Raw genomic sequence first — 12,753 nt, forward strand, 5'->3', positions numbered from 1 at the left:
CGGTCCGGTGCCGGGACCCGGTCCGCCGATCTCCTCGGCCGGTGCCCGGCGGCCGCGACCATGACGCAAGCGGTCATACCTGCGAGGGGGACACCGTGTCGCTGGAGCACCGACAAACCGCGCCGGCCTACGCCGCGGTCCAGTACGCGATGCGCGTACTGGCGACCGTGGACCGCCATGGCCGCGGCGTGACGGCCGACCAGCTGTCCCGTGACATAAGCGTGCCCGTCGACTATCTGGCCCCGCTGCTTTCCATGCTGAAGAACGAGGGCTACCTCGATCTTCAACCGGATGGCGCCTACGTGGTCGGCGAGTCGGCTGTCCTGCTCGGTAGCAGCACCCGGCAGCGCGCCCTGGGCGACAAGCTCAAGGCGATCCTGAGCAGGTTGCGCGACGAGGTCGGCGCGGCGGTGTACTTCAGCCGCTACGACGACGGCGAGGTGCGGATCGTCGACTACGCGGACGGCCCGAGTGCGCCCAAGGTCAACGAGTGGGTGGACTTCCGCGACGCCGCGCACGCCAGCGCCGTCGGCAAGTGCCTGCTCACCCAACTCGACGTGGACGGCCGCCGGGACCATGTCTCGCGGCACAAGGTGGCCCGCTTCACCTCGAAGACGATCACCAACGAGCGGGTGCTGTTCACCACGTTGGACAGCCATCCCTCCACCGTGCCCACGCTGGACCTGCAGGAGTACGCGGTCGGCACGGTGTGCGCCGCGGTGCCGATCAGCGTCGGCGCGGCGGTCGGTTGCCTCGCCGTCTCGATGCCGCTGGAGCGGGCCCACCATCTGCGCAAGGCGGCCGACACGCTCAACAAGCGTGCCGCGCCGGTGCTGTTGTCGCTGACGCTCTAACGCGTGTGACGGACCAGGCGGCGCCTGGTCCGTCACCTGAAGGGGCGCGGGGCTGTGTTCATGTGCGGCTCCGCCACCTGGGCGCGACCAGCCACTACGGCGCCGCAGACGACCGACGGCAGATCCCCGCGCCCCCAGCGGAGCGGCTAGCAGGGGCCTTCGTCCTGCCAGACGCCCGAGCCGCCGGTGGAGGGCGCCTCGCCCTGCGTCCACCACTTGGCCTTCCAGGTGTGGCCGTTGTACGTCACCTCGTCACCGCCGACGTAGACCGCGCTGCCGCTGTACGCGGGCGCGCTGCACGGGCCGGTGGTCGGCGGAGTGGGGGTGGAGGTGGGCGGAGTGGAACCGGCGAACCTCACCGAGTACTTGGTGAAGTCGTACGCGCCCTGCGGAACGCTGCTGCACGTTCCCGACGTCGTGCCGTTGTTGTCTGGTGGAGAGCACTGCCGGTCCCGGTTGACCGACCAGAAGGTGTAGCGCGCCATGTGGTGGCTGGTCGCGTAGTCCAGCACCGTCTGGAAGTCGGACTGGGAGAAGAACTCGCCGCTGTCACTGCGTCCGTTCATCTGCGAGACGCCCTCGTGCGCGTACGCGGTGGCCGCGTCCCAGCCGAACGTCGACTGCAGTACGGAGTTGAAGTTGGTCAGCGCGCTGGTCTGCGCCGCCGCGCCGTTGAAACCTCCGTCGAACGGCATGATGGAGAAGTTGTTCGGGGTGAATCCCTGGGACTTGGCCTCGTTGAGCATCTGCTTGCCGAACCAGCCGGTGCCGTCCGCGGTGCCCGCGGTGGTCACCGAGATGTAGATACCGGGGTTCTGCTGCTGGAGGATCTTGGCGGCGCCGATCTCGTTGTGGATGGCGGCGGAGTTCTCGTACTCCGGCTCCTCCAGGTCGAAGTCGATCGCCTTCAGCCCGTACTTGTCGATCACCTGCTGGTAGGCGGCCGCGGTGGCCTGCGGTGTGCCGCAGGTCTGACCGAGCTTGGTGCCGCCGTAGCCGCCGACGGAGACGGAGACATCGCCGCCCTTGCCGCGGATCTGCGAGATCACGTTCGCCACCGCGGTGTCCGAGGAGACCGCGGTGGTGCCGCCCCAGGTGGCCGAGCAGCCCCCGCCGTTCGGCGCGAGGACGAACGCCAGTTGGAAGGCCTTGAGCCCGGTGGCGTCCATCACGGCGCCCGGGTCCGGAGGGTTGTTGTCCAGCGGCATCAGGTACGGCGCCGCCGCGTACCAGTTGGCGCCGACCCCACCGGTGTCGGCCGGGGCGGCGTGGCTGGTGGCCGCCAGGGTGGTCAGGGCACCGATGGCGAGGGCGGCCGCCGAGACGGCGGCGGCCAGGGTCTTGAGTCTGTTGGGCACAGTGCGCCCTCCTGTGGGGGTGGAGGTTGGTACAGACCAATGCCCCACAGCGTGGACCCCGTGACGCGATCACGTCAATAGACTGGTCATGAGCATCCTTCTGGATCCGGTAGAGTTTCTGTCGAGCGAGCGCCGCTAGCTCAACTGGCAGAGCAGCTGACTCTTAATCAGCGGGTTCGGGGTTCAAGTCCCTGGCGGCGCACAACGGCCCCACATGCTTGCATGTGGGGCCCATCACGTTTGGCGGTGCGCGCACGGGGGCGCGAGCCCTTCGCGGGGGCTTCACCCCGCACCCGCGGCTGGTCACCGCCCCCCTCCGCCATCAGGTAATATTTCCCCGTCGGTGAGCGCCGCTAGCTCAACTGGCAGAGCAGCTGACTCTTAATCAGCGGGTTCGGGGTTCGAGTCCCTGGCGGCGCACCATTCACTCAGGTCACACAGGCCCCTCGCGTCCAACGCGAGGGGCTCAAGTGTCTACCGCGCCAACCGGCTGAGCAGGGACGATGCCGCCGTGATCCCCAGCGCCGCCGCGATCGCCAGCACACCGAAGTCCATCCCCAGATGCGCGGGCGTCCCGATGAGCAGCCCGCGCAACGCGTCGACCTCGTAGCTCAGCGGGTTGATCCCGCTGACCGCCCGCAACCACCCGGGCATCACGGACACCGGGTACAGCGCGTTGGAGCCGAAGAACAGCGGCATCGTGATCGCCTGGCCAATGCCCATCAATCGGTCGCGGGTGAGCACGATGCCCGCGATCGTCATCGACAGGCAGGAGAAGAACGCCGAGCCGAGCAGGACCACCGCGGCCACCCCGAGCAGCCGCAGCGGGTTCCAGGTCAGCGCCACGCCGAGCAGTGCGGCGATCACCACCACGACGACCGCCTGGATCAGGGACTTCACCCCGGCCGCGAAGGCCTTCCCGGTCACCAGCGCGGCCCGTGGGGTGGGTGTGACCAGCAGTTTGATGAGGATCCCGGAGTCCCGCTCCCAGATGATCATGATGCCGTAGAAGATCGCGATGAACATCGCGGACTGGGCGATGATCCCCGGCGCCAGATAGTCCAGATACGGAATGCCACCGGTGGGGATCGCCCGGATCCGGGTGAAGGTCTCACCGTAGATCAGCAGCCAGAGCGCGGGCTGCACGGCACGGGTGTACAGCTCGGTGCGGTCGTGCCGCAGCTTCTGCAGCTCGACCACGCACATGGCCAGGATGCGCGCGGGCACCACCCGCCAGCCGGTGCGCGCCCGCGGCGCCACGAGCAGCAGGTCGAGGTTCCGGTCGGCGGGGTCAGCTGACGCGGGACGCGGTGCGGCGGGTGCGGCGGACATCGCGGAACTCTCCTCCCTGGGCGTCAAGACCGCTTCCGGCGACATCGCGGAAGACGTCCTCCAAGGTGGGCGCCGCCGTGCCGCCGCGGCGCTCACGTAGATCGGACTTCAGCTCCTGCGGGGTGCCGAGGGCGCGGATCCGGCCGCGGTGCATCAGGCCGACGTGGTCGCAGTACTGGTCGGCCTCGTCCATGTAGTGCGTGGTCACCAGCACCGTCATCCCGGTCGCGGCGCGGACGGCGTTGATGTGGTCCCACACGCTGGTGCGGGCGATCGGGTCCAGGCCGATGGTCGGCTCGTCCAGCATCAGCAGCCGCGGCGCGCTGACCAGAGCCTGGGCGAGTTCCAGGCGGCGGATCATGCCGCCGGAGTAAGTGCCCGCCATCCGGTCGGCGGCCTCGGTGAGGTCCACCGCCTCCAGCGCCTGGGCCACCCTCTCCGCCCGCTCGCGCCGGGAGACGTCGAAGACCCGGGCGAACAGCGCCACGTTCTCCCGCCCGGTCAGCGAGGCGTCCGCGGAGAGCTGCTGCGGTACGTAGCCGAGCAGCCTGCGCACCGCCATCCGCTCCCGCGCCGGGTCATGGCCGAAGACCCGCACCATTCCCGCGGGCACCGGCAGCAGCGTGGTGATGCAGCGGATCGCGGTGGTCTTGCCCGCGCCGTTGGGACCGAGCAGCCCGAAGACCTCACCGGCGGCCACTGTCAGGTCGAGGCCGTCCACCGCTTTGGTCTCGCCGAACGAGTACGCCAGCCCGCGGCACACGAGGGCTTCGGCCATCGGCTCGACGTCGCTCATCAGCCAACCTCCTCGCGCAGGCCCTCGGCGAGCCTACGTAGCGCCGGAATCGCCGCGGTCAGCGCCGCCCGTTCCTCCTCGGAGAGCCGCTCCACCTGCCGCCGCACCAGCGCGGTACGGCGTGCCGCCCAGTCCCGTAGCCGCGCCTCGGCGTCCGGGGTGGGCAGCAGCCGGGTGGAGCGGCGGTCGGCCGGATCGGTCTCCCGGCGCAACAGCCCTGCCTTCACCAGCTGGTTGACCAGGGTGGAGACCGAATTGCCCGCCAGATAGAGCTCGTTGGCCGCCGCCGAGACCCGTATCCCGGGGTCGGCGACCACCAGCCGGAGCAGTTCGACCTGCGCGCCGCGCAGCCGGGGGATGGGCATGTCGGCCCGCAGCCTGCGCCGGACCAGCCGTTGGATGCCGGTGAGGACCTCGCTCAGCGCGTCAGGAAGCTCCGCTACCGCCATATCATGATTTTAGCTCGCAATACGAGCTATCAACCAGAGCGCGGCGTCCGCTCCCAGCCACTACGCGTTCTCCCGCGCCCCCGCCAGCCCCGCGCGCACGATCCGCGCCCGGAACGCCACTGAGACTGCCACCGCGATCACCCCCACCACCCCGGCCAGCAGCACCGCGGCATGCCCGGCCAGGGTGCACACCAGCACCGCCACCGACGCGGCGGGCAGCACCGACTGGTGCCACAGACCGCGCTTGTCGAACCGGGTGTGCAGCAGCCAGACGGTGAACAGGTACACCGCCGACGGCACGGTGACCGCCGCGGAGGCGGCCGCCGTCGCGATGTGCGCGACCCCCACCGCCTGTTCCACCGCCACCTCAATGCCCGCGCCGATCGCGGCGGCCGAGGCGAAGACGATGTAGTGGCCGTAACCCCACACGAACGCCTGCCAACTCCAGCTGTGTGGACGCGCGGTGTGCCTCGCCCCGGTCCCGGGCGGTCATCCGGCGGACCGGCATACCGGCCGTCTCCCCGCTCAACGCCGTGGTTCCCGTTCGGCCGTCCGGTCATCAGTCGTCATGGCTGACACTCTCGGCCAACGCGCCGTGGGCGCACCACAACGGCACGCCGACGGCACGCGCCTCAGGCGAGGCCGCGCAGCATCAACCGCCAGTACAGGAAGGGCAGTCCGTACCGCTTGAGGTACCACATGTCGCGCCGTTCACGGGTGGTGTCGATCAGCGGGATGGACGGTGTGTGCCGCATCGTGTAGTCGAACTCGGCGAGCAGCATCCGGTCCTGGGCGGTGGTGATCGGGCAGGAGGCGTAGCCGTCGTAGCGTGCCGTGGGCTCGCGTCCGGCCATCGTCGCCAGAAGGTTGCGCACCACGACCGGCGCCTGCTTGCGGACCGCCGCGCCGGTCTTGGAGTTGGGGGTGGAGCCCGCGTCGCCCAGCGCGAAGACGTCCGGGTGGCGTTCGTGGCGCAGGGTGTACTTGTCGACCTGGACGTACCCCGCCGGGTTGTCGGGGTCGGCGAGCGGACCGTCCTTGATCCAGTCGGGGGCGGACTGCGGGGGCACGGTGTGCAGCAGGTCGTAGCCGATCGACTCGCGCGATCCGTCGGCGTTGTCGACGATCACGGCCTTGCGGGAGTCGCCGTCCACCTCGGTCAGCTCGCTGTTGAGCCGGACCTCGATGCCGTAGCGGGCGGCCACCCTGGCCAGTTCCTCGGAGAACGCGGGCAGTGCGAACATCGCCGGGGTGGGCAGCACCAGCACCACCCGGATGTCCTTCAGCACACCCTGGCGCCGCCAGTGGTCGGCGGCCAGGTACGCGATCTTCTGCGGTGCGCCGCCGCACTTGATCGGTCCGGACGGCATGGTGAACACCGCGGTGCCCCTGCGCAGGCCCCGTATCAACTCCCAGGTCTTCGACGCCAGTTCCGGCAGGTAGTTGGAGGACGCGTACGGGGTGCGTACGGCCTCGGCCATGCCCGGAACCCGGTGCCAGTCGAGTTGGATGCCGGGGCAGACGACGAGCCGGTCGTACTCGAGGCGGGCGCCGTCGGCCGTGGTGACCAGGTGGGCGGCCGGGTCGACGGTCGTGGCGCGGTCCTTGATCCAGCGGGTGCCGCGCGGCATCACGGACGCCTCGCGGCGGGCGCTCTCGCCCAGTGTCGCCCGGCCGCCGCCGACCAGTGTCCACAGCGGCTGGTAGTAGTGCGTCTGACTCGGTTCGAGCACCGTGACACCGGGGGCGTTGGCGCGGCGCAGCCGGGCGGCGACGGTGATTCCGGCGGTGCCACCGCCGATGACGAGGATCTTGGAGTGCTGCGTCATGTGCGTCCCTCCCTCAGCCCCGCGTGGTCATCGCGGTGCCGAAGTCGTCGTCGATGAGCACCACTTGGTGTCCGGCCCGGGCCAGCAGCGAGGCCGCGACGCTGGCCCGGAAGCCGCTGGCGCAGTGCACCCACAGCGTCCGCCGGGACGGCAGTTCGTCGAGCCGGTCCAGCAGTTGGTGCAGCGGAATGTGTCGCGAGCCGGGCAGCGCGCCGCTGGCCCGCTCGTCGTCACGGCGTACGTCGAGCAGCAGCCCGTCCCCGATTCCGGCGAGGTCGGCGAAGCCCACCCGCGGGTAGTGGCACTCGCCGGGCACCGGGCCGACCGCCGCCCCGGCCGGGCGGTCGATGCCGATGCGGGCCAACTGCCGCTGGGCGTCGGCCACCTGCTCGGCGGTCTCGCCGACCAGGGTGACCGGCTCGCCCCACGGCAGCAGCCAGCCCAGGTACGTGGCGAACTGGCGGCCGAGTTCGATGCCGACCGTCCCGGCCAGGTGCCCGGCCGCGTAGGCGGTGCGGTCGCGCAGGTCGACGACCCATGCCCCGGCGGCGATCCGGGACTTCAGCTCGGCCGCGTCCACCGGCCGCGGCGGCGTGAGGTCCGCGGCCGCCGGGCCCTGGCGGTTGAGCGGTGCCATGTGCGCGTAGTAGGCCGGGTAGGCGGTGAGGCGGGCGATCAACCGGGCGGTGAAGGCGTCCTCGTCCGGCTCGGTGAGCGCGTCGTTGCGGGTGCGCTCCTCACCGATCGTGGCCGTCGCGGTGACCGTGGCGGGTCCTGAGGAACAGAAGCTGCCGAAGCCATGGGTGGGGAACACCGCGGCCTCGTCCGGGAGTTCGGCTGCCAGCCGCCGGGCCGAGCGGTACTGGGTCCGGGTCAGCTCCTCGGTGCGGTCGGGGTCCACCAGGTCGGTGCGGCCCACCGTGCCGTAGAGCAGCGAACCACCGGTGAAGACCGCGGGCGGCCCGTCGCCGTCGGAGATCACGTACGAAAGATGGCCGTCGGTGTGCCCCGGGGTCGCCACCACCTCGACGGACAGGCAACCCACCGCGAGACGGTCCCCGTCCTCCACCGGATACCGGTCGAAGGAGACCTGCTCGGCGGCGGACACCACGTACGGCACGCCGCTGCGCCGGGCGAGCTCGTACCCACCGGTGACGTAGTCGTTGTGGATGTGCGTCTCCACCACCAGTCCGCAGCTCAGCCCGGCGCTGTTCAGCGCCGCCTCGACCCGGTCCAGGTCGCGCTGCGGATCGACGACCACCGCCACCCGGCCGTCATGCGCGATGTAGCTGCGGTTGCCCAGTTCCGTGGTGTCGATGACCTGGACCTCGACCATCAGCCCACCCCTTTCGCTAATGCACGAATGTACGTACATTAGGTCCGTGCGATCAATTGGAGCAACCAAGCCGGACCGATCCAGTCCGCTCCCCCTGTGGGCCCAGGTCCGCGACGATCTGCGGGCGCGGCTGGAGTCCGGCGCTTTCGGCTCCGCCTTCCCCGGCGAGCTGGCGCTAGTCGAGGAGTACGGGGTCAGCCGCCACACGGTGCGCGAGGCGCTGCGCCAACTGCGCGCCGAGGGACTGGTGATCGCCGAGCGCGGCCGTCCGCCGCGACTGGCCGTACCGGCGGAGATAGAGCAGCCGCTGGGCGCGCTCTACAGCCTGTTCCGCTCGGTGGAGGCGGCGGGCCAGGTGCAGCGCAGTGTGGTGCGGGTGCTGGACATCCGTGCCGACGGGGTCTTCGCCGCCCGGCTGGGTCTGGAGGAGTCCGCGCCGCTGCTCCACCTTGAGCGGCTGCGACTGGCCGACGACGAGCCGCTGGCCGTCGACCGGGTGTGGCTGCCAGCCGAGCTGGCCGCGCCGCTGCTGGAGGCGGACTTCACGCACACCTCGCTCTACGACGAGTTGGCGGCCCGCACCGGCGTACGGCTGACCGGTGGCCGCGAGGTGCTGCGCGCGGTGGTGCCCACTGCCGCCGAGCGCCGACTGCTCGGCATCGACGAGGGCGTCGCCGCGTTCGCCGTGGACCGGCTCGGCTGCGCGGGCGACCGCCCCGTGGAGTGGCGCTACACGCTGGTGCGCGGTGACCGCTTCACGGCCCGCGCCGAGTTCTCGGCGAAGGGGTACCGGCTGGATCTGGCGGGGGCGGAAGCCTTCGCCCTGACCAAGTGACCTGGGGGGTCGCGGTGTTGGACGCACTGCGCGAGGTGGATCCGCTGGAGGCGCGGGGGCTGGTCGGCTCCGGCGCGGCGGTGCTGCTGGATGTACGGGAGGACGACGAGTGGGCGGCCGGGCACGCTCCTGAGGCGGTGCATCTCGCACTGTCCGCGGCGGACTTCACGTGGCTGACGGGTGATCAGCTACTGGTGGTGGTATGCCGGTCGGGCCGCAGGTCCGCGTCGGCGGTCGAACGGCTGCGGGCGGCGGGCCGGACGGCGTGCAACCTGCGGGGCGGGATGCAGGCGTGGGCGCGGGCGGGGCTGCCGGTGACGTGTACCGGCGGGCGGCCCGGAACCGTCATATGACCCTGCTGGGACTGGTCCTCGGTGGCCTGATCGGCCTGTGTCTGGGGGCACTTGGCGGTGGCGGCTCGATACTGACGGTTCCGGTACTGGTCTACGCGCTGGGGCAGAGCCCTCGGTCGGCCACCACGGGGGGCCTGGTGGTGGTCGGGGTGACCGCGCTGTGCGGGGCGTGGAGCCATGCCCGCGCGGGCAACGTGCGTTGGGGGGCGGGGCTTTCGTTCGGCGCGGCGGGCGTCGCGGCCTCGTACGCGGGTACGGCGCTGAACCGGTCGGTGGATCCAACGGTGTTGATGCTGTGTTTCGCCGCGCTGATGGCGGTCTCGGCGACAGCCATGTTCCGGTGCTCTGCCGTACGAGCTGCGCCGGGGCGCGGGCGGGTGCTGCGCATCGTCGCCTCCGGCCTGGGAGTTGGGTTCCTCACCGGGTTCCTGGGCGTGGGCGGCGGCTTTGTGATCGTTCCGGCGCTGGTGGGGGCGCTGGGGTACGAGATGCCGGTGGCGGTGGGGACCTCACTGCTGGTCATCGCGGTCAACTCGGCGGTCTCGCTGGCCGCTCGGGCGGGCGGGGAGACGTTCCACTGGGAGGTTGTCGCGCCCTTGACGGCTGCCGCCGTCGTCGGCTCACTGCTCGGCCGCCGGGTGTCGGCCCGGGTCCCGTCCACCACGCTGCGCCGCGCGTTCGCCACCTTGACGGTGGCGGTGGCGGGGTACCTCGTCGTGCGGGTCGCGGCGGGCTGAGGACTTGCCGGTCGCGGTGCTTTCGGCTTACAACCGCCCCTCCGCCAGGAACCGTTCCAGCCGTGCCGTGTACGGCGTGACGTCGATGCCTTGGGCGGCAAGCCACTCCGGCGAGTAGTACTTGTCGAGGTACCGCTCCCCCGGATCACACAGCAGCGTCACCACGCTGCCCCGCTCGCCGCGCGCCCGCATCTCCGCGATGATGCGGAACGCCGCCCAGGTACCGGTGCCGGTGGAGGCGCCGGTCTTGCGGCCCAGCAGCCGCTCCAGCAGGTGGATGGTGGCGATCGCCGCCGCGTCCGGCACCCGCATCATGCGGTCCACCGCGCCGGGGATGAAGCTGGGCTCGACGCGCTGGCGGCCGATGCCCTCGATGCGGGAGCCGTGGTCGGTGGTGACCGACGGGTCACCGGTGCGCCAGCCGTCGAAGAACGCGGAGTTCTCCGGGTCGGCCACGCACACGCCGGTGTCCCGCTGGGTGTAGTGGACATAGCGGGCGATGGTCGCGGAGGTGCCGCCGGTGCCCGCGGTGGCGACGATCCAGGACGGCTCCGGATGCCGCTCAGCCGCCAGCTGCCGGAAGATCGACTCGGCGATGTTGTTGTTGCCCCGCCAGTCGGTGGCCCGTTCCGCGTAGGTGAATTGGTCCATGTAGTGGCCGCCGGTCTGAGCGGCGAGCCGGGCGGCGGCCTCGTAGACCTCGCACGGGTTGTCCACCAGATGGCAGGTACCGCCCTGGAACTCGATCAGCTCGATCTTGGCCCGACTGGTGCTCGCGGCCATCACCGCTATGAACGGCACCCCGATCAGCTTGGCGAAGTACGCCTCGGAGACCGCGGTGGAACCGCTGGACGCCTCGATCACCGGGCGCCCCGGGCGGATCCAGCCGTTGCAGAGCCCGTACAGGAACAGCGAACGGGCCAGCCGGTGCTTGAGGCTGCCGGTGGGATGAGTGGACTCGTCCTTCAGATACAGGTCGACGCCCCACTCCACCGGCAGCGGAACGGAGAGCAGATGGGTGTCGGCGGAGCGGTTGGCGTCGGCCTGGACCTTGCCGACGGCCTCCCTCAGCCAGGCCCGGTAGGCCGGGTCGTGTCGGTTCACGTCCAGCTCGATGGACTCGGACGGTGCGGTCATGGCGTCGGTCATGTGCCCTGTATAACCGCACCGCCCTCTCAAACCGTCACTTGGGGTGACTATGCGCTCCGCTGTGAGTGGGGCGACGTGCCGCCGATCGTCCGTGGCGCCGTTGTGGCTGGTCGCGCAGTTCCCCGCGCCCCTTCAGGGCGCTACTGAACCGCAGCGGACATCGCCCGACCTGCTCAGCCGGTCCGGCTTTCACCGCGCGTACGCGGCGTGGATGCGCGCCCACGACCTCGGTTGCCCGGTCACCATCAGCGCCCGTACCCAGGCCCTGGCTGCCGTGGCCGCCGCCGGGCGCTGCGGGGTGAACAGCCAGGTCTGGAACAGCTGGGCCAGCGGCTTGCCGGAGATCCGCTCCGCCAGGCTCTGGAACTGCGCGAAGTCACCGTTGCCGTACGCGTGTTCACGGGGCCACGCCTTGAGGATCTGGAAGAACGCCTGGTCGCCGACGGTGTTGCGGAGCGCCTGGATGGCGGCGGCGCCCCGGTCGTAGACCGCGTCGTCGAACTGGTGGTCAGCGCCGGGGTCGCCAGGCTTGACCGTCCAGAACGGGTCGTTCGCCGGGTGCTGGGCGTAGACGTAGTCGGCGAGCTGCTGGGTGGTGCCCTCGCCCTGGTACTCCGACCACAGCCACTGGGCGTAGCTGGCGAAGCCCTCGTTCAGCCAGATGTCCTGCCAGCGCTCCAGCGAGACGTCGTCGCCGAACCACTGGTGGGCGAGTTCGTGGACGATGACCGAGGCGTTGGAGCCGCTGGCGAACTGCGCCGGGCTGTAGAACGGCCGGGTCTGGGTCTCCAGCGCGTAGTGGGTCTTGACGTTGGGCACATAGCCGCCCAGCGCGTCGAACGGGTACGTGCCGAAGTACCTGCTCTCCCAGTCGATGATCTCCGCCGACCGCTCCACGCTGGCCCGCGCCGCCGCCGCGTTGGCGCCGAGGTCCTTGCTGTAGGCGTTGACGACCGGGATGCCGTCCTTGGTCTTGCCGGTGGTGATGTCGAACTTGCCGATGGCCATGGTGGCGAGGTAGGTGGCCTGCGGCTTGTCCTCCCGCCAGCTGTAGCGGGTGCCGGTGGCGGTGTCGCGCTGGCCGGTGAGCACGCCGTTGCTGATCACCTGCAGGCCCTTGGGGACCTCGACCGACACGTCGTAGGTGGCCTTGTCCGACGGATGGTCGTTGCTGGGGAACCACCACCACGCGGCTTCCGGCTCGTCCGCCGCGACCGCGCCGTCCGGCGTGCGCAGCCAGGCGTTGATGCCGTTCACCGTGACCTTGGACGGCACGCCGGAGTAGCGCACCACGACGGTGGCGTCACTGCCCTTGGCCAGTGGCGCGGCGGGGGTGATCTGGAGCTTGTGGGCGCCGGGGTTCTCGGTGAACGCGGCCTGCTGCCCGTTGACCCACACGCCGCTGACGTCGAGTGAGAAGTCCAGGTCGAAGCGGGACAGGTCCTGGGTGGCGGACGCCAGGATGGTGGCGGTGCCCTGGAGCTGGTCGGTCTTGGGCTGGTACCTCAACCGCAGGTCGTAGTGGGAGACGTGGTATCCGCTGTTGCCGTACGTGGGGTAGTACGGGTCGCCCGCGGTGGGCGCGCCCGGGGTCGGGGTGGCGGCCGCCGCCGGGACGGCCAGCAGCAGCGCGAGGGCGGATGCGGCGGCTGTCGCGGTCGAGGCGATGGTTCTTCTGCGCGTGTTGTCACGCAGCACTGGTCCTCCAACTGGTCGGGGAGAAGG

At 70.8% G+C, this 12,753-nt stretch carries 12 protein-coding genes, 2 tRNA genes and 1 pseudogene; 6 read left to right on the forward strand and 9 right to left on the reverse strand.

The features are described 5' to 3' along the window. The first annotated feature begins 95 nt into the window (after positions 1 to 95). Positions 96 to 854, forward strand: coding sequence for an IclR family transcriptional regulator (locus NON19_RS10275; protein WP_255926560.1), 759 nt, complete (start codon positions 96 to 98; stop codon positions 852 to 854). A gap of 146 nt (positions 855 to 1,000) precedes the next feature. On the opposite strand, the gene NON19_RS10280 is transcribed toward NON19_RS10275, so the two are convergent. Further along, positions 1,001 to 2,149, reverse strand: coding sequence for a chitinase (locus NON19_RS10280; RefSeq protein WP_372514081.1), 1,149 nt, complete (start codon positions 2,147 to 2,149; stop codon positions 1,001 to 1,003). A gap of 192 nt (positions 2,150 to 2,341) precedes the next feature. On the opposite strand from NON19_RS10280, the gene NON19_RS10285 reads away from it, so the two are divergent. Together NON19_RS10285 and NON19_RS10290 are read left to right on the forward strand one after the other, a co-directional pair. Continuing rightward, positions 2,342 to 2,414, forward strand: a tRNA-Lys gene (locus NON19_RS10285). 145 nt (positions 2,415 to 2,559) lie between these two features. Further along, positions 2,560 to 2,635 (forward strand) — tRNA-Lys (locus tag NON19_RS10290). A 51-nt stretch (positions 2,636 to 2,686) separates the two neighbouring features. Here NON19_RS10290 and NON19_RS10295 read toward each other — a convergent pair. From NON19_RS10295 to NON19_RS10320, 6 genes and pseudogenes are all read right to left on the reverse strand, one after another. After that, complete coding sequence (locus NON19_RS10295) at positions 2,687 to 3,544, reverse strand: ABC transporter permease (protein ID WP_255926562.1); 858 nt, start codon at positions 3,542 to 3,544, stop codon at positions 2,687 to 2,689. Beyond that, positions 3,504 to 4,340, reverse strand: a complete 837-nt coding sequence (locus NON19_RS10300; RefSeq protein ID WP_372514068.1) for an ABC transporter ATP-binding protein — start codon at positions 4,338 to 4,340, stop codon at positions 3,504 to 3,506. Before NON19_RS10300 ends, NON19_RS10295 begins: the two co-directional genes overlap by 41 nt. Continuing rightward, positions 4,340 to 4,789: a MarR family winged helix-turn-helix transcriptional regulator gene (locus NON19_RS10305; RefSeq protein WP_255926564.1), complete on the reverse strand. Its 450-nt coding sequence runs from the start codon at positions 4,787 to 4,789 to the stop codon at positions 4,340 to 4,342. Before NON19_RS10305 ends, NON19_RS10300 begins: the two co-directional genes overlap by 1 nt. Before the next feature lie 60 nt (positions 4,790 to 4,849). Continuing rightward, a pseudogene (locus NON19_RS10310) lies at positions 4,850 to 5,227 on the reverse strand (low temperature requirement protein A); the annotation flags it as partial. A 194-nt stretch (positions 5,228 to 5,421) separates the two neighbouring features. Beyond that, positions 5,422 to 6,618 carry an NAD(P)/FAD-dependent oxidoreductase gene (locus NON19_RS10315; RefSeq protein WP_255926566.1) on the reverse strand — a complete coding sequence of 399 codons (1,197 nt, stop codon included), beginning with the start codon at positions 6,616 to 6,618 and terminating at the stop codon, positions 5,422 to 5,424. A gap of 13 nt (positions 6,619 to 6,631) precedes the next feature. After that, entirely contained in the window at positions 6,632 to 7,954 is a 1,323-nt protein-coding gene (locus tag NON19_RS10320; protein WP_255926568.1) for a rhodanese-like domain-containing protein, read from the reverse strand. A 46-nt stretch (positions 7,955 to 8,000) separates the two neighbouring features. On the opposite strand from NON19_RS10320, the gene NON19_RS10325 reads away from it, so the two are divergent. From NON19_RS10325 to NON19_RS10335, 3 genes are read left to right on the forward strand one after another with little or no spacing between them, the layout of a single operon-like run. After that, positions 8,001 to 8,789, forward strand: coding sequence for a GntR family transcriptional regulator (locus NON19_RS10325; RefSeq protein WP_255926570.1), 789 nt, complete (start codon positions 8,001 to 8,003; stop codon positions 8,787 to 8,789). After that, positions 8,786 to 9,142 carry a rhodanese-like domain-containing protein gene (locus tag NON19_RS10330; RefSeq protein ID WP_255926571.1) on the forward strand — a complete coding sequence of 119 codons (357 nt, stop codon included), beginning with the start codon at positions 8,786 to 8,788 and terminating at the stop codon, positions 9,140 to 9,142. Before NON19_RS10325 ends, NON19_RS10330 begins: the two co-directional genes overlap by 4 nt. Then, positions 9,139 to 9,879 (forward strand): sulfite exporter TauE/SafE family protein, encoded by a 741-nt coding sequence (locus NON19_RS10335; protein WP_255926573.1) that lies wholly within the window; start codon positions 9,139 to 9,141, stop codon positions 9,877 to 9,879. Before NON19_RS10330 ends, NON19_RS10335 begins: the two co-directional genes overlap by 4 nt. Positions 9,880 to 9,906: 27 nt before the next feature. Here NON19_RS10335 and NON19_RS10340 read toward each other — a convergent pair whose 3' ends face one another. Together NON19_RS10340 and NON19_RS10345 are read right to left on the reverse strand one after the other, a co-directional pair. Next, positions 9,907 to 11,028, reverse strand: coding sequence for a PLP-dependent cysteine synthase family protein (locus NON19_RS10340; RefSeq protein WP_255926575.1), 1,122 nt, complete (start codon positions 11,026 to 11,028; stop codon positions 9,907 to 9,909). Positions 11,029 to 11,217: 189 nt separating this feature from the next. Further along, positions 11,218 to 12,726: a M1 family metallopeptidase gene (locus NON19_RS10345; RefSeq protein ID WP_255926577.1), complete on the reverse strand. Its 1,509-nt coding sequence runs from the start codon at positions 12,724 to 12,726 to the stop codon at positions 11,218 to 11,220. Positions 12,727 to 12,753: the final 27 nt, after the last annotated feature.

This window comes from Streptantibioticus rubrisoli (assembly GCF_024436055.1).
GTDB classification, from domain to species: Bacteria; Actinomycetota; Actinomycetes; order Streptomycetales; family Streptomycetaceae; genus Streptantibioticus_A; species Streptantibioticus_A rubrisoli.

Bases quoted from the DNA above. Each gene is read 5' to 3' on its own strand.
- NON19_RS10295 (WP_255926562.1), bottom strand. From the start codon at position 3,544: ATGTCCGCCGCACCCGCCGCACCGCGTCCCGCGTCAGCTGACCCCGCC.
- NON19_RS10300 (WP_372514068.1), bottom strand. From the start codon at position 4,340: ATGAGCGACGTCGAGCCGATGGCCGAAGCCCTCGTGTGCCGCGGGCTG.
- NON19_RS10305 (WP_255926564.1), bottom strand. From the start codon at position 4,789: ATGGCGGTAGCGGAGCTTCCTGACGCGCTGAGCGAGGTCCTCACCGGC.
- NON19_RS10315 (WP_255926566.1), bottom strand. From the start codon at position 6,618: ATGACGCAGCACTCCAAGATCCTCGTCATCGGCGGTGGCACCGCCGGA.
- NON19_RS10320 (WP_255926568.1), bottom strand. From the start codon at position 7,954: ATGGTCGAGGTCCAGGTCATCGACACCACGGAACTGGGCAACCGCAGC.
- NON19_RS10335 (WP_255926573.1), top strand. From the start codon at position 9,139: ATGACCCTGCTGGGACTGGTCCTCGGTGGCCTGATCGGCCTGTGTCTG.
- NON19_RS10340 (WP_255926575.1), bottom strand. From the start codon at position 11,028: ATGACCGACGCCATGACCGCACCGTCCGAGTCCATCGAGCTGGACGTG.